Annotated in this window: 15 protein-coding genes and 1 pseudogene; 6 read left to right on the forward strand and 10 right to left on the reverse strand. The window is 40.5% G+C overall.

Going from position 1 to position 15,741, the window contains the following annotated elements; all coding sequences use genetic code 11:
• Positions 1 to 4: 4 nt before the first annotated feature.
• The 5 genes from H6G28_RS06280 to H6G28_RS06300 form a co-directional block, all read right to left on the reverse strand.
• The gene (locus H6G28_RS06280; protein ID WP_190669710.1) at positions 5 to 547 is read right to left on the reverse strand and encodes a hypothetical protein; all 543 of its coding nucleotides are present in this window, start codon (positions 545 to 547) and stop codon (positions 5 to 7) included.
• Positions 544 to 837, reverse strand: coding sequence for a hypothetical protein (locus H6G28_RS06285; RefSeq protein ID WP_190669712.1), 294 nt, complete (start codon positions 835 to 837; stop codon positions 544 to 546). Before H6G28_RS06285 ends, H6G28_RS06280 begins: the two co-directional genes overlap by 4 nt.
• Positions 837 to 1,574: a TIGR04255 family protein gene (locus H6G28_RS06290; protein ID WP_190588430.1), complete on the reverse strand. Its 738-nt coding sequence runs from the start codon at positions 1,572 to 1,574 to the stop codon at positions 837 to 839. The genes H6G28_RS06285 and H6G28_RS06290 overlap by 1 nt, the downstream gene beginning before the upstream one ends.
• Before the next feature lie 119 nt (positions 1,575 to 1,693).
• Positions 1,694 to 2,881, reverse strand: coding sequence for a GNAT family N-acetyltransferase (locus H6G28_RS06295; RefSeq protein WP_190669714.1), 1,188 nt, complete (start codon positions 2,879 to 2,881; stop codon positions 1,694 to 1,696).
• A gap of 64 nt (positions 2,882 to 2,945) precedes the next feature.
• Entirely contained in the window at positions 2,946 to 3,641 is a 696-nt protein-coding gene (locus H6G28_RS06300; protein ID WP_190669716.1) for a RibD family protein, read from the reverse strand.
• Positions 3,642 to 3,942: 301 nt separating this feature from the next.
• Between H6G28_RS06300 and H6G28_RS06305 the strand changes: the two genes are divergently transcribed.
• Entirely contained in the window at positions 3,943 to 5,922 is a 1,980-nt protein-coding gene (locus H6G28_RS06305) for a sensor histidine kinase (protein ID WP_190588433.1), read from the forward strand.
• 122 nt (positions 5,923 to 6,044) lie between these two features.
• Here H6G28_RS06305 and H6G28_RS06310 read toward each other — a convergent pair whose 3' ends face one another.
• The gene (locus H6G28_RS06310) at positions 6,045 to 6,338 is read right to left on the reverse strand and encodes a hypothetical protein (protein ID WP_190588434.1); all 294 of its coding nucleotides are present in this window, start codon (positions 6,336 to 6,338) and stop codon (positions 6,045 to 6,047) included.
• Between the two features lie 336 nt (positions 6,339 to 6,674).
• On the opposite strand from H6G28_RS06310, the gene H6G28_RS06315 reads away from it, so the two are divergent.
• On the forward strand, positions 6,675 to 7,232 hold the full coding sequence (locus H6G28_RS06315) for a PEP-CTERM sorting domain-containing protein (RefSeq protein WP_190669719.1): 558 nt from the start codon (positions 6,675 to 6,677) through the stop codon (positions 7,230 to 7,232).
• 63 nt (positions 7,233 to 7,295) lie between these two features.
• Here H6G28_RS06315 and H6G28_RS06320 read toward each other — a convergent pair whose 3' ends face one another.
• The 3 genes from H6G28_RS06320 to H6G28_RS06330 form a co-directional block, all read right to left on the reverse strand.
• Positions 7,296 to 9,641, reverse strand: a complete 2,346-nt coding sequence (locus tag H6G28_RS06320; protein WP_190669721.1) for a PhoX family protein — start codon at positions 9,639 to 9,641, stop codon at positions 7,296 to 7,298.
• Positions 9,642 to 10,173: 532 nt separating this feature from the next.
• On the reverse strand, positions 10,174 to 10,314 hold the full coding sequence (locus tag H6G28_RS06325; protein WP_190588437.1) for a hypothetical protein: 141 nt from the start codon (positions 10,312 to 10,314) through the stop codon (positions 10,174 to 10,176).
• Between the two features lie 618 nt (positions 10,315 to 10,932).
• On the reverse strand, positions 10,933 to 11,817 hold the full coding sequence (locus H6G28_RS06330; protein ID WP_190669722.1) for an NAD(P)-dependent oxidoreductase: 885 nt from the start codon (positions 11,815 to 11,817) through the stop codon (positions 10,933 to 10,935).
• A 243-nt stretch (positions 11,818 to 12,060) separates the two neighbouring features.
• Between H6G28_RS06330 and pyrE the strand changes: the two genes are divergently transcribed.
• Positions 12,061 to 12,582 (forward strand): orotate phosphoribosyltransferase, encoded by a 522-nt coding sequence (pyrE, locus tag H6G28_RS06335; protein ID WP_190669724.1) that lies wholly within the window; start codon positions 12,061 to 12,063, stop codon positions 12,580 to 12,582.
• 29 nt (positions 12,583 to 12,611) lie between these two features.
• Positions 12,612 to 13,286, forward strand: a complete 675-nt coding sequence (locus H6G28_RS06340; RefSeq protein WP_190669726.1) for an O-methyltransferase — start codon at positions 12,612 to 12,614, stop codon at positions 13,284 to 13,286.
• An 8-nt stretch (positions 13,287 to 13,294) separates the two neighbouring features.
• Here H6G28_RS06340 and H6G28_RS06345 read toward each other — a convergent pair whose 3' ends face one another.
• On the reverse strand, positions 13,295 to 14,158 hold the full coding sequence (locus H6G28_RS06345) for a Cof-type HAD-IIB family hydrolase (RefSeq protein WP_190669728.1): 864 nt from the start codon (positions 14,156 to 14,158) through the stop codon (positions 13,295 to 13,297).
• Between the two features lie 108 nt (positions 14,159 to 14,266).
• Between H6G28_RS06345 and H6G28_RS06350 the strand changes: the two genes are divergently transcribed.
• Both H6G28_RS06350 and fosX read left to right on the forward strand, forming a co-directional pair.
• Positions 14,267 to 15,082: a class I SAM-dependent methyltransferase gene (locus H6G28_RS06350; protein WP_190588441.1), complete on the forward strand. Its 816-nt coding sequence runs from the start codon at positions 14,267 to 14,269 to the stop codon at positions 15,080 to 15,082.
• A gap of 117 nt (positions 15,083 to 15,199) precedes the next feature.
• A pseudogene (fosX, locus tag H6G28_RS06355) lies at positions 15,200 to 15,598 on the forward strand (FosX/FosE/FosI family fosfomycin resistance hydrolase); the annotation flags it as partial.
• Positions 15,599 to 15,741: the final 143 nt, after the last annotated feature.

A 15,741-nucleotide genomic window follows, 5' to 3' on the forward strand; every position in this document is an offset into this window, starting at 1 on the left:
TAACCTATCCAAAACGTGGGATTGATGATGGTAAGCCAACCCGCATGAATAACCTGGCGAATGCTTGAGAAAAGTGTTCCAAATAAGGAGATTTTAATCGCCACCGATAATCCATATTGGTGGCGTATTTCAAAATATATTCGTAAGGTAAACTGTATATCTCTCTAAAATTGACAACCAAGGCCTCCCTGTTATTGTCAGGGTTAGTTGGCGATGCAAGTATATGTAAGCCTTCAATTCTCCCTGCTAAAACCTCGTTCCATTTACCCTTTTTTGTAAATGCTGGGTTAGCTTCTTCAAATTCTGAGATTAGGTAAATGGCACATACCACTACCTGACTCACCTTTTTATTTTCCAAATCACAACTTTGAGTGACAACAATTAAATCTATTTCGTTAACTATTACCTCTACTTCTTGAGTTTCATCGGCTTTTTTTCCAAAAGTTGTGGGATCGAATAATGGTACTGGTACGAGACACCCAGGCAAGTAATCACCTTGCCTGAGTGTCGGTTCATTAACCTGCACCCAGAAAGGATCTATCGTCATTCTTCGTCTAAAACATAAGGCTGAGGTGGTTTACGCCCTTGGAACCGGACACGCATAACTACGCGCTCTGAGCGTTTTGGTGGAACTGGATTGTAATCTATTTCACCAACACTTTTAATATACTCTAGGTATTCTTTAATCTGAGCCAAAACTTGCAAGGCGTTTTCTGTGACCTCAGCTATCTTTTGCCCTTCTGGACTGTACAACTGAAAGGTAGCTCTTGGCTCAAGTATAATTAATCTGGTTTGGGTTGAAGTATCATCAGGACGTGTAGGGGTTATTGTCGCCATTAGTTAATCAACTCCCTTGTGTGTTCTGTAATGCAAGCTTCAAACGCTTTGTTCTTTTGTTCGTGCATTTGCTCCACAATTTCCCAAAGTTCTATTTCATTTTGAGGAATATCCCTTTCGAGAAACAGGTCTAAATCCAAGAGTATAGAAATAAAATTAGGTGTTGGAGGCGGAACTAATGCCTGATTGAGAACAAGCATTGTTGCTAGTTTCTCTTGAGGAATTTGTAGCTGCATAAAGTAGCCACTTAGTCCTTGTGGCAAGTCAGAGGACACTTCAGGAAATGTCCTTAAATAATTGTTTAAATCACTAACAGGTAAGGGAATATCTAGCCTGTTAATGTACCTTACCGCTAACCGAGTAATAGCTGCTGGATTTGTCAAAGACTGATAGATACTCCATAGTCTCTTTGCCTCATCTCGAAAAGTTTCCCAGCAGTCGTAGGGAGCAAGCCGACTGAACGTAAAGCCGTCCAAACGTACTTGAAGAATTTGCTTTTGCTCTTTGCTAAAGGCTCTATAACCGATTTGAGATTGACTGGCGGTGGCTTCAACACTAGCACCAGCAATCATTTGCCCCTGAAATACAAGCATTTCTTCAAAATTGGGGTACTCAGATTGAATGCTTGAGTACACCTGCGCCAAGACCTCAAGTTTAACTTCTTGTGGCAGTTGAACTTGTATGTCAATCAATGCTTCGGTAATTGGGGCGCGTGAGTAATGTTTTTGTGCTTGCATATCAATTATCTTGACATAATCCCCGCCCTAAAAGTGTGGAGATTCTTGGTTCAAACAATAGTTGTGGCTATTTTTTTACAATAACTTCAGCTGATTGAAAGCAGATTTCGCCTGTTTATTTATCTATCGTGGGCTTTCTGACTAAATGGCATTTCCTCATTAATGGCGGTAATTTCCTGCTGTTCTAGTTGATTCACTTCTTTAATATATGGAAGTAGAATTTGCGCCAGACGCTGATTGTAAAAGCGATGTAGGCTGTAATTGGGTGTAGCCGGAAATCCACGGCGTTTTTTGTGTCTACCACCTGCACCGGGATCGAATAATTGGATATTATTAGCGATCGCCCACTCAATTGGAGTGTAATAGCAAGCATCAAAATGTAGGCAATCGATTTCTTGAAAACTCCCCCAATAACGCCCATACAATCTATCGTCTTTATAAAGGCAAAAAGACATTCCCACTGGGTGACGATTGTCATGTTCGCTATAGGCGGCAAAAAACACCACCCGATGGCGATAATCGGCGTGTAGCTGTTCAAAAAATTGCTTTGTTAAATACTTACTGCCCCACCAGCCAAACTTATCACAAGTATCGGCATAAAATTGGTACATCAAGGGAAACAAAGATTTCGGAATGTCATCACCAGTGATTGGCTGTAGTCTTAAACCCGCCTTTTCCACGGCTTTCCGTTCCCGCTTGATATTCCGGCGCTGATTGGCGTTAAAAACTCCTAAGTAATCATCAAAATTATTAAATCCGGTATTTTCCCAAATATAACTGTGGTGCAACCAAGAACTAAACCCGTTGCGTTCCAAAACTGGCCGCCATTCAGGATCAACATAAAGAAAGTGACACCCAGAAATGCGGTATTTATTGCAGAAACTGTCAATTTCATGCACCATCATCGCAGTGATTTCGTCTTCATCTTCTCCTGGCGCAATTAAGAAGCGATAACCTTCAGCCGGGGTAAAGGGAGCCATACCCAAGAGTTTAGGATAATACTGCACACCGATGCGATCGCTTAATTCTGCCCATTGATGATCAAAAACAAATTCACCGTAGCTATGACCTTTTAAATATAAAGGCGCAGCTGCAATCAAGGTTTTATCTCGCCACAAAGTTAAGTGATTTGGCAACCAACCAGTTTTTTCTGTAGCACTATGGGAAGTTTCCAAATTTTTTAACCATTGCCACTCCAAAAACGGAGTTTTCAAAGGCAGTGCTAAAGCATCCCAGGCATTTTGCGGGACTTCGGCAATTTTATTAATCCAGGCAACAGAATAGCGCGGCTTAAGTTGTTCCACCATCTTTTTCAAGGATGAAGTATGAAGTGTGAAGTGTGAAATTGATTTGTCAGACTTCACACTTTTCTTAGTCTAATGTCCGTTGCACTTGATAGTGTAAAAAGACTTCTTGCTCAACTTGTTTAACTTCCAAAAGTTTGAGCCGAGGAGCCAAATTCGCTAAAAATCCCTGTCCTTCTACTGGTGTGGGTGCTGTGGTTCCACCTAAAATCAACGGGCAAACAGTCAGCCAAAATTCATCTATTAAATCTGAGTGAACCATAGAAGCTACTAATTGGCCACCACCTAAGACCGCTAGGCGTGTTATATCTATAGATGCCAAATGCTGTAAAAAGCCAGCAGTGTCAATTTTTCCAGTTGAGGTTTCAAAAACAAAAATCTGTTCAAAAAATTCTGGGCGTTTTTGCCAAATCGTTGCTCCCACTCTTGTTGTCAATAACCAACGTGGGATAGGCTGGTTAAAAAACTTGATTTCCGGATTAAAATCCGCAGACTGTGTAATCACTATATGAACCGGCTGGGGGGTCTTCCCCGCTTTGATTCGATGTTGCAGCAGTGTTGGATGTGATACGGTTAGTGTCGTACCGTAAGCACGGAGCGTACCAGCACCGAAAAGAACGGCATCAGAGGCAGCGATTTGAGCTTCTAGGTGTGCTTTATCTGCCCCAGAGCCAAATCGAGCAGGCGATCGCCTAAAATCTGCTATTTTGCCATCTGCACTCATTGCCAAAACTACTGCGGTATGAGGACGATGTTGCGTCATTGGGTTGGTTTGATAGTCTGAGGATTTTCTTGCTAGTGTGTCGATTGTAAAGAATCTTTGCACAGCAAGCTACTGTTTACCAATTTCATTACTTTACTGTTATGCAACATAAGCCGCGATTACATCTAGCACATAAGAGTTTTGGTATACGATATTTCTTTTTGTACACTCAATGTTTGATACTGTTAGGGATCGTCAATAAACCCCTCCCAACGTAACAAAATGTCTCATTTAGCTAATCTAATTGCATATTGTTTGCTGTTGTGGTTTGCAGATGTGAAGTGAGACAGTGAGACACCCGATGGCTAAGTCCCGTCAATCGTCGTTTAGACGTATTTTAGTAACAAGAATTTTGCTGCTGTTTGTCCCAGTGTTATTGCTGGGAGAACTTGTGGCTTTAAATAAAGCACGTTCTAGCTTGCTAAAAACTGCACGCCAAAATCTGACCGAAAGCGCAGTTTTCAAAGGAAAGAAAATAGCTGATGAGATTGCTAGTCTCAAAACGAGCTTATTAATAGCTAGTAAAGCATCTGTATTGCAAACTGGTTCAGAGGCTGAAGTCCAAGACTTCATCAGTCAGATAATTCAAGAATTACCGACCTACGTTGAATGTTTACAATTAGCTGATTTAGAAGACGGCAATATCATTGCTAGTAGTTGTGGTGACAAACCCATCAGAGAACCGAAACTACCCTTTGTAGCTGACAGTCGATTTGAAATCAATCCAGTACTACCCCCCAAAGCCGGGAAAACTGGTCAAAGAGACACAGAAAATCAGCTGCAAATGGTTCTTTCTGCCCCGGTTTACAATCAAACTAAGCAGCTAAAGTATGTCTTGAGTATCCAGTCATCGCTATACAAACACACCAAAAATCTCCCAGGCTCACTCACAGGTTCGACATTGGTAATTGCTGACGATGGCACAATCTTGGCACACCCAATACCAGAGAGAATTAACAGCAATATTCAAGAATACCCTGATGCCAATAGTTTGCAAAGCATTATTCAAAATGCCATAACAGGTCAGAGCAACTCTGTCAACTTATCGTTTCAAGAAGGCAAAGAATTAGTTGCTGGCTATAGTGTAATTAGCAATCCGATCGCCAAACAGCCGCCACAATGGATTATTTTAGCTGTTACCAGTGTAGATAATGCCCTGTTTGGTTTAGAAGAAATTAAACTGATTTTGATAGTGCTAACAGTGGGTTTGATTGGTGCAACTTTGTTAGCATCTTTATACTTGGCTCCTTATTTAGCCGGGCCTGTAGAAGAATTGCGGGATTATGTGCTGAACATTCACAGTCATCATGCAGCCCAAACAGTACCACAGAATTTTAAAATTCGGGAGTTTAATCAACTAGCACAAGCAATTGACCAAATGTTTGACAGGCTGAAAGCTTGGGCGGAAGAATTAGAAAGTGCTTGGAAAGAAGCTAAAACAGCCAACCAAATTAAAAGTCAGTTTTTGGCGACAACTTCTCATGAGTTGCGTAACCCCTTGAATATCATTATTAATTGTGTCCGCCTCGTGCGAGAAGATATGTGCGATAACCGCGATGAGGAAATGGAGTTTCTTAAACGCGCTGATGAAACCGCCATTCACTTGCTAGGAATTATTAACGATTTACTCGATATTTCTAAAATTGAAGCCGGGAAACTTTCTGTGGTTTCTGTCCCAATGGATTTGCGACAAACACTGTTGGAGGTGATTAATATCCAATCAGTGAATGTGCAGCAAAAAGGCTTACAGTTAAAAACAACTTTAGGTGATGAGCCAATTCCAGTCAAGGCAGATGCGGCCAAACTGCGCCAAGTATTAATTAATATTATTGGTAATGCTACTAAGTTTACAGATGAAGGCAGTATTGCGATCGCTGCCATTATTGAACATAGTAATAGCCATTCTCAAGTTGTTGTTTCTGTTACCGATACAGGTTTAGGAATTGAACCATCCCAACAACACAAGTTATTTCGTCCCTTTGTACGGATAGATGGTGGCTCAACACGTAAGTTTGATGGTACCGGATTAGGACTGGCAATTTCTCGCAACTTAATTGAATTGATGGGTGGTAGCATTTCTCTAGAAAGCCCAGGTCTCAATCAGGGAACCACGGTTAAAATTACCTTGCCAATTATAGATAGTGAGAATGGGGAAAATTTTAATCCTACCTCTGAAGAAGCGGAAATCCCAGAGGTAGATTCTTTTGAAGAAACTCAAACCGCACAATCTCAGTTAGATAACTATCAACTACCGTTAGTAGAAAATCTCTTCAAAAGTTGAGCATTTGCAACAGATAAAAATTCTCTAAATGTAGTGAAGTAAATCAAATTAGACAAGTGTTGATAGGTAAAATCTTGGCTAATCATGAATCCTGAGATGATCTTCAGCAGTGAGTATTGGTGTTACAAAACTTTGATACAGCCATCTTTAATTTTAATTTCAGACTCATCTTCAATTTCAACTTGGCCGCATGAAGTTTCAATAACTGCAACTTTGCCGCTACCTTGAATCGTGGCAGCCCCTGTAGTATTACCATTGAATGTAACTTCTTTGGTTTGTCCATCCATTTTAACTGTCATGACATGCTTGGTGGAATCTTGATTTGAGTATTTGATGTAAACAGAAGCAAAAACAGGACTTGACAGATAAAAAGTTGATATTGCAGTCATGGATGTTAGTAAAAATGCTTTTTTCATAGTTTTGCCAGAAATGTTGCCCAAATAAATGGAACGATCAGAGCAGAATACAGCCTCAAATTGCTGTAAACAATTACTCATTTTTTTAGTTTGGCAAATACATTGACTATATTACTAGGAGGAAAACACGGGATATTAAACATTTTATACACTGAGAGTATTTATTTATTTTTGATATCAATTACACCACACAAGCTGATACCAAGACGCAACTAATAACCTGCTCAGAACTGCTTAACCTTTTATTCTATTTTTCTTAACCTTAAGAGAATACTTCCAAGTTTATTTAAGTGATATTGCCACAATATTTACTTTTGAGATTTGGAGCTTAGTCTGATGAAATCAACCCAATACTTAGGCGTTGCTAGTTTGGCGATCGCCTTATCTTTAGCGACTGTAGAAGTTAAGCCAACACAGGCGGCGGTATTTAATTACAATTTCACTACAAATGTGACCTCTGGTGCTAACCCTGGTCAATATTTTGGTTCTTTGAGATATGACGACACCAACTTAACTGGTGTGGGTGCAGAAAATTTAGATGTCAGCAATGGATTATTATCTGTTGTGTTTGATTATCTTGGTACTCGTTATACAGAAACTGATGATGTTGATTTTCCCGGCGGAATCGCACCTGTAGTTAGCTTTAACAATGGTAATTTTGTCGGACTCAGCTACCTAGTAGAAGATCAGTTTTTCATTGGTGATGCTAATAATCCCTCAACTGGCGGCAATCGCTTTTATAGTATTGTCAGTGCTGACTTGACATCGGCGACAGAAACAGGCACAGTTACCTTCACCAGAGTTCCTGAACCCTTGGCGCTTGTGGGAACAGCGATCGCTACAGCTACCGGATTATGGGTAAATCGTAAGAAAAAAGCATCAGTAGCACAATAAAAAAGTAGGGTGGCTATGATTTTAGCCACCCTAATTAATAACACTCCTGTTACTGAAACTTATCTAGACAAATCTGCCATTAATTGGGTTGCGGCGTTGAATCCCAATTACCGATGGACGAGGAACGCCTTGGGGTTGACCTTGAATATTGCTAGGCCAACTACTACCACGGGGAACAGTACGAGTCTGATTGAACAGCGTACCATCCAAAGCCAACATTTCTATTGAACGGCTGAGAACTGTACCATCATTAATTGGACAATCTTCACCAGGATGCTGGACGGAAATAATCAGTGTATCGCCCACAAAGGTCGGCCCTGTCATCTCACAACGCACAGGCCCATAAGCAAAAGGCATAACTTTTCCAGCATTGTTGCCACTGGTAGGGATAAAGAACAACCAGTTATTACCAAAAACGCCTGTAAAGCTGGAGATATTACCAGTGCTTATGTGATTGATAGTTGTTGGATTACCAGCTGCACCCACATTGAAACCATTGTGAGTGCTGGTGGACATATCCGTTACACCCCAAACATTGGCTTGATTGTCAAATACCAAGTTATCGACATTGGCAAAACCAGCACCATCATCTGATCCAGCTTCACCACCTTGAGCAAATCTTTGCCATCTAAAGGTGAGTCCTGTACCATCGGCACTATCTTCAATAATTTTGTACAGTCCACCTGATTGTTGAGTCGCATCAACAGCAGTACTTAATTTGGCTACTTGGAAAATCCGAGAATCAGGATAACCATCGCCACCAGGCGCACCATCGGTATAAGCAATGAACACTTCTCTGGTAACGGGATGCACTTCTAAATCTTCGGGGCGAGCAGTCGGAGTTCCCCCAGCTAAATTAGCTGCGAGGAAAGCATCACAGAGAACTGCACCTTGGCTAGTGTAGAAATCTCGGAGTGTTCTATTTTGATAATTTGGTAACGCCGTGGCTTCGTTAGTGCGATCGCAATTAAATGCTCCACCATCAACAGTCTGTCCAGCCACACCGTTACGTCTAGGTAGTGGTAAACGACCATTGGTTTGTGCTGTACCCAAAGCGGCAAATTCTACAGAAGACAGTACTGAAGGAGAAATTGGATTGGTGGGGGTATCTAATAATAAAGGTATCCATTCACCAGTACCATCTGGATTGTAACGAGCTACATATAAAGTCCCTCGTTCCCACAAATCGCTATTGGCTTTACTAGTTGGCGAAGTGACAACATTTGTACTCACAAATTTCCATGTATGTCCACCACGTCTATCATCACCCATATAGGCGACTAATCTCTTACGAGCTTCCGCACGTATAGCTATATTTTCATGGCGGAAACGACCCAACCATGAGTGTTTGCGAGGACGGAAATTCGGATTAGCTGGGTCAATTTCTACCATCCAGCCATATTTTTCACCAACTAAACCAAAGGTCTGGCCAGTTGTCCCATTGATGTAGCCTGTTTGAGTTCCATTAGGTTGAACTGCTTCTGTGACACCCACAAAAAAGGCTGAACCACCTTGGAAGTTTTCTTCTGCTGTTAAGATGGTTCCCCAAGGTGTTGTTCCACCAGAACAGTTGTAAGCAGTGCCGATAATTCTGTTACCTAAGCCATCAGCACTCAGGGGAAAGACTTGGGTTGCAGCCGGGCCAGTACCAATTAAATAATTTTGGTCGCCTTGCTGGTGGCTGAGACTGCCCCAACTTGTGACAGTGTTGTAGCTATCAGTTCTTTCGCGGTTAATTCCCAAACCCGATAAACCATGAATCCGGCGATTTCGGTTATCTCCGCGAACTACGGTGTAACGTCTAGCACTGTTGCGGCGAGAAACACGAATAATTGAACCGCCTAAGTTATATAAAAATTCTCCTTCTACTTCGATGTTTCTGGTTGTCGGTAAAGAGCGACCGATGACTGTAGGAAAGCTTGTGGTGAGTGCTTGGACATCAGCCGGAGCTTCGGGTGCAAAACCAGAAAAGGGAAAACTCACATACTCATGGTTAACCCATAAATAGCCTTCATCTAAGGTTCTGCCTAGAGGAATGAAACCAGTGTAATCGCAGTTGTAGCCGACATAATCATCAGAGTTGGGAAATACGCGATCGCCCCAACTGACGATGATATAACGCTCATATTCTGGCGGTACAATCACATCATCGATGACATTGTAGCTAGTTAAATTGGGACTGCTAGAAGCTGCAACTACTTGCCCTTGTCCAATTCCTGTTGGTAAAAAACTAGGCTGAGTTTGATAAATCGGTAAAGGATGGGGTAATCGGACTGGTGTAAAGCTTAGTGGAGTTGTTGTTGCCTCGGCGACACTGGACAAACCTGTTAAAAGTTTGTCTCCCAATACAGCAGCCCCCGCACTGCCACCAAAAAATATAAGAAGTTGTCTTCGACTTAATGTAGACATCAAATTTTCCTCTGTTGTATCAGGAGAAATTTACTAGTAACCAACTCTTTTCCAAGCTGAAGAAATAACTCAATTAATGTGAGTTTTTCCAGTTTCAAAATTTAGTAAACCTGCTTGAAAGCACAGGTTAAGCCTGAGATTTTTGTTAAAGTTTCACACTATAGCAGAAGGCAGAAAGCAGAAGGCAGTGGTTCGGCTCCTTCGGCTGCGCTCAGTACAAGTTCGCTCACCAACCAGGCAGGAGGAAAAGTCTGATTATTCCTGGCATTCAAGCTTTCAAATTGTCCTAACATATCTGACTACTGCTATATATCCCAGCTTTCACCTAAGCTAATTACAAATAATTATTAGTAGGTTATATAATGGTTAACTAAAAATTATGACTATGTTTATAGTCATAGTTTCTGTGGTTACTCACAAAAATATTTCCGACTTCTTGAAGGATACAGATAGCAAATAGAGGGTAAGTTCCGACAAGAGTTAACAGAGGTTATAGCAGAATGGCACTAAGAAAAGCGGAAATGCTTATCAATTAAGCAGTTTGCAATTGTTGACGTAATTCTTGCCGAGGCTTAGTCAATCTGGGGTAAGCTTTGGGGCGGCGTTTGGTGACTCGTGGTTCGCTGCGTGCAGGACGGTCAGGGACAACCTTATGAACAATAATTTTCAGCAAACTATGATAAAGTCGTTTAGCTCGGATATTGCTTGTTTAATTGCTGATTCCGGCAATAGTTCTTGAAAAGGTAGCCCTAAACTCTGACTAAATTTGTCCTTGAGAATTTGTACTCTTAATGTCACAGTAGTAGTAATTTTGGTTTTGGCTTGCTCGTTTCAATTAAAGTATCTAATGAACGAGTAAGCTTTTTCTACTGACAAAAATTTTCTGAAACATCTCTGCTTTCTGGCACTTTCTTTTCTGCTGATTCTTTAAGCCAAATGAACGCGCTTGTTTGTGTTGATTAACGCTATTACCGTGAACTTGGGCAGCACAAGCCGTAGCCCTCATTCTGTAATGCTTTGAGCTTTTCTTAGTGCCATTCGCATATAGCAGAAGGCTCTCCGGCAAAGCAGGAAAAGTAAAAAGTATTGTTCATTTTTGCCTTTTGACGTAAGAATTCAGGAGTCAGAATTCAGGAGCCAGAAGGCTTAAAGAATGAGGAACAATATTTGATAAATCAATCTACTGATTTACTACTAGACTTTATTATTCTGACTCCTGAGTGCTGAATTCTTACCTTTTGACTTACCGCAAACCCAATCTTTATAGACCATCTTGGTGGGTAAGTCCTATTTAGTTTGTTGCTGTTTCTTCAGACAGAGTGGTGATGATTTCTTTCAATTGGCGATCGCGGTCAGATTCTTCTGGTGTTTCCTTGCCCAAAGAAGTATCTTTTACTAAACGGTAGATATCAGCCGCACCGTAAAAAATGCGCTCGGTCAAACCAACTTCTTTGAAAGTTTCTGCAATCTCTTCCATTTCCCCTACCCAACGATGTGCTTTTGGTGTCATAGACGGAATGGAACGAGTCAGTATCTTAGCAAGTTCTGGCTGGCTAGTAGATACTTCGTTCCATAATTGCTCATCCAACCCTAAACGATGGGCAGCAATTAATAATTCTGTACTAATTGCGGTTAATCCTTTGGTGAGGGCAGCATAAGACATTTTCAAACCAGACGCTTGACCAATTTCATCACCAATGACTCGGATATCTAATCCATAATTACTTAGTTGTTGAAATTCTGCGGCTTGTTTACCAGAAGCATAGATGCGAGTGCGTCCGGGAACTCTAGGAGGTGGGCCAATAATCGAAGCATCAATAAATGTCGCGCCTGATGATGCAATGATTTGAGCGATACTTTTTACTTTTTGGGGTGCGATCGCATTAGCATCAACATAAAGAATTTGTTTCCCCACGTTACTAATTACTTGGGCGACTTGCTGGGCGACTTCCGCCGCAGCTGCGGGGACTAAAACGGATAACACGACATCCGATTCAATTACCAACTGTGTGAGAGAACCCACATCTTGGATATTGGCTGCGGCTGCTAATTGCTTTGTTCTGGGACTACGATTTTCTAGGGCGGCAATAGTTCTCAATCCATGTTGGTTGAGAACAGATCCTATCGCCTGTCCCATATCACCCGGACTTAAAATACCGACTGTTTGAATTGCCATAAAAAGCTTGATAATGCTTTGTATTCAGCTTTTAACTACTACGCTGACTTTTGTAACTGAGTCCTGATAAAACCACTATAACCTGATAGAATTGCCGTAGTTAAGCTTTGATTAGGAAGTTATCATAATTCATTCCCAGAAAGCAAGCATTAAATGAGTGAACCAGCAAGATTATTTTCTGTTGCTGTGCCAAGTACTCAGTCAGTAAATATTCAGCCAAAGTACTTTGGCTAAGGTGAATAAATGGAAGTTAAAAGCGAACTGGCAAAGCAAATTTATGCAGTTTCCCATCTATCTGGCTCATTTCAACTGCGTTCTGGTAAGATATCAAGCGAATATTTTGATAAATATCAATTCGCGGCAGATCCAACTTTAATTGATGCGATCGCCAGACAGATGGTTAGCCTCATTCCCAGAGATACTGAAGTATTGGCTGGTCTGGAACTGGGAGCTATTTCGATAGTAACGCTATTATCACACTACTCTGGTTTACCCACAGCGTTTGTCCGTAAAGAAGCGAAAAAATATGGTACTGCGCGTTTAGTTGAAGGTGCTAAAATTAGCGATCGCAAAGTGCTAATTGTAGAAGATGTGGTAACTTCTGGCGGTCAAATTGTCATCTCAGCCAATCAAATGCGTCAACTTGGCGCACAAATTGATTATGCTCTTTGCGTTATCGACAGAGAAGAAGGTGCTTTTGATAAACTCCTAGCTGAAGATATCACATTACTTTCTCTGCTAAAGCGTCATGATTTTTCTAATTAATATAGAGCTAAATTACCCCAATAAGTTTTATGACACAGGAGTTATGGACAGAGGTTGATCGCTACATTACTGATTTACTAGTGCCTACTGATCATGTACTGGATGCTACCCTTGAAGCTAGTAATGCTGCTGGTTTACCACCACATAATGTCTCGCCCAACCAGGGTAAGCTATTGATGTTGTTAGCGTTAATTCATAAAGCACGCACTATTCTAGAAATAGGCACTTTAGGCGGCTATAGTACAATCTGGCTGGCTAGAGCATTGCCGACTGATGGTCGATTAATCACTTTAGAATCTAATCCTCAACACGCCGAAGTTGCCAAGAACAACATTGCTCAAGCTGGTTTAGCGCATTTAGTCGAGGTGCGTGTTGGCCGGGCAATAGATACACTGCCTAAACTAGCTACCGAGGGGTACAATCGATTCGACCTGATTTTCATTGATGCAGACAAGGCAAGCAATCCAGATTATTTAGCCTGGTCACTCAAGTTATCTGGTCGGGGTACTTTAATTATTGCTGATAACGTTGTACGTAACGGTTACGTGATTGAGGATGACAGTAATGATCCTAGTGTTCAAGGAATACGTCAATTTAATAAAATGTTAGCTATGGAACCGCGTGTAAGTGCTACAGCAATTCAAACTGTAGGGAATAAAGGATATGACGGTTTAGCGATCGCTGTTGTTACATCTGATGATTAATAACTTGCCTACCTTATCTTATTGAGAGCAACTTTCTTTGACCAATCCTGATGAATATATTTCACGACACTATCTTCTGTATTAGAGCCAATGACTGATGACGCAAAAAGCTTCAATTTAGCATCTGCATTCGCAACCGCTATAGCATAATCAGCTATCTTGAACATTTTAATATCGTTAATTTGATCACCAAAGACCACAATCTCACTTTCTCCTAAGCCATAATTATCGACCAAAGTTTGAATAGCTTGGTCTTTAGTAGCTTTGCTGTCGTGAACTGTTAACCAATACCATCCCGGAGAGTATTGGTTAGGAAACAAGTGTATCTCTATACTATTGCCATATTTTTCAGAAATTATATCTTGAAGTTCTAGCAGTTGTTGTGCATGACCAATCACCGTCAAACAAACAACTTGATCACGAAAGGAATAAGTTAAATCTTCAATAGTACGCCATCTTTTATCTTGGTTTTTTAGGCATTGATTAATATACCAACCCATGCCATCGTTGATAATATCTTTATAATAAACACAGTCTTCCGCACCATTAAAACTTGAGATAAAAGGAACGTAGCCGAACTCAATAATTAGTTTATAGATACTCTCCACTACATCAGGATGAATAGCATGAATAATTTCGTGTCTACCAGAATTTAAATCTGAAATAAAAGCACCATTAAATTCGATAATTGGAAGACGCAGATTTAAACCCTTCAGCATTCTTTGGATAGAAATAACACTACGCGCACTAGCGACGGTAAATTGTAGCCCTTGACTTAATAGTTCATGCAGGACTTGTTTGCTGAATGAAGAAAGAAGCGCATCATTTCCCAGCAAAGTACCGTCTAAATCAGAAACATAGACAGTGTTCATAAATTGTTTGGTTGCAGATATTGAAAGAAAAATTATAACTTAATCTACGATAAATCTATCAATTTATTGTATTATTTTCTCAACTAAGCAATATTAGGGATACATATTATGACTACCGTTGTTTCTTTTGACCGAGTTTCTGATATTTATGATGCCACCAGGGGATTTCCACCAGGAATTTCTGAGCAGGTGACAGACTTTATTCTCAACTTAGTTTCACCAACACCAGAAACAAAGTTTTATGAAACTGGTATTGGTACAGGTAGAATTGCGGTACCAATTGTGAAGCGGGGTTATTCATATACAGGTATAGATGTCTCAGAAAAAATGTTGGCGGAACTACACCAAAAACTAGAGGGTGTTTCCCACAAATTAACAACTGTTCAAGGCGATGCTACAGCTTTACCGTTTGAGGATAATTCTTTTGATGTAGCCTTGACGGTTCATGTATTTCATTTAATTTCGGCTTGGAAACAAGCACTAGCAGAAATCCGCCGTGTCTTGAAACCAGGTGGAATTTACCTCTACAGTCATGGACAGGCTAACGCTACTCAACCTAGTGAGGATACTAATCCTCAAAGGTGGGAATTTACTCAACGTTGGCGAGCTATTTTAGATGGCTATGGTCATCCTTTACCTCGTTATGGTGCGACACAAGAAGAAGTGTTAGCAGAATTAGAAGCACAAGGCGCAACTTTAGAAACAGTAATTGCTGCTAGATGGCCATTCAAACAAACACTTGGCCAGTTGTTAGAAAATTACGAAAATAAAACTCAAAGTGCATCTTGGGCAATTCCTGATGATATCTTTGTTCCGGCTGTGCGAGATTTACGCGAGTGGGCTTTATTACACTTTGGTTCTCTAGATTACGATTTATCTGAGGAACGTAGTTTCAAAATTGTTGTAGTGCGTAATTGGGCTTAATTAAATTAGTTTCGCTCACAAAATATATACCTGGCTGTTTGATAAAGTCAGGTATATTATTTTGTATACTTATCATACTTTTAGTTTTAATTTAATTACATAAATCTAGACAATAAGATGATTCAGGGAGTTAGCCATATTACCTTTATCGTTAAAGATTTAGAACGAATGACAAATTTTCTCACGTTTATCTTTAATGCTCAAGAAATTTATTCTAGCGGTGAGTATGGTTTTTCAATCGCTAAAGAAAAGTTTTTCTTAATCAATGACTTATGGATTGCCGTTATGGAAGGTGAACCTCTACCAGAAAAATCATATAATCACGTAGCTTTCAAAATACTTGAAGAAGATTACGAATTGTATGCAGCGAAAATTCGTAGTCTTGATGTAGAGGTCAAGGAAGGTCGCAGCCGTGTAGAAGGTGAAGGGCGTTCTTTATATTTTTACGACTACGATAATCATTTATTTGAGTTACACACAGGTACTTTAGAGCAGCGATTAGAGAAATATCGCCAAATATCAAAGGACTTACGCACAAAGATTATCTGTAGCGAACTGCAAACATCCAGGGCTAAAACTGCAAACAAGGCGATTTTGAAACCACATTATTTGCAAATAAGGTTCTGCTCAAAACGACATTATTTGCAAATGAAACTGCA

The sequence above is a fragment of the Nostoc sp. FACHB-190 genome, from assembly GCF_014696905.1.
In the GTDB taxonomy this organism is placed as follows: Bacteria; Cyanobacteriota; Cyanobacteriia; order Cyanobacteriales; family Nostocaceae; genus Nostoc_B.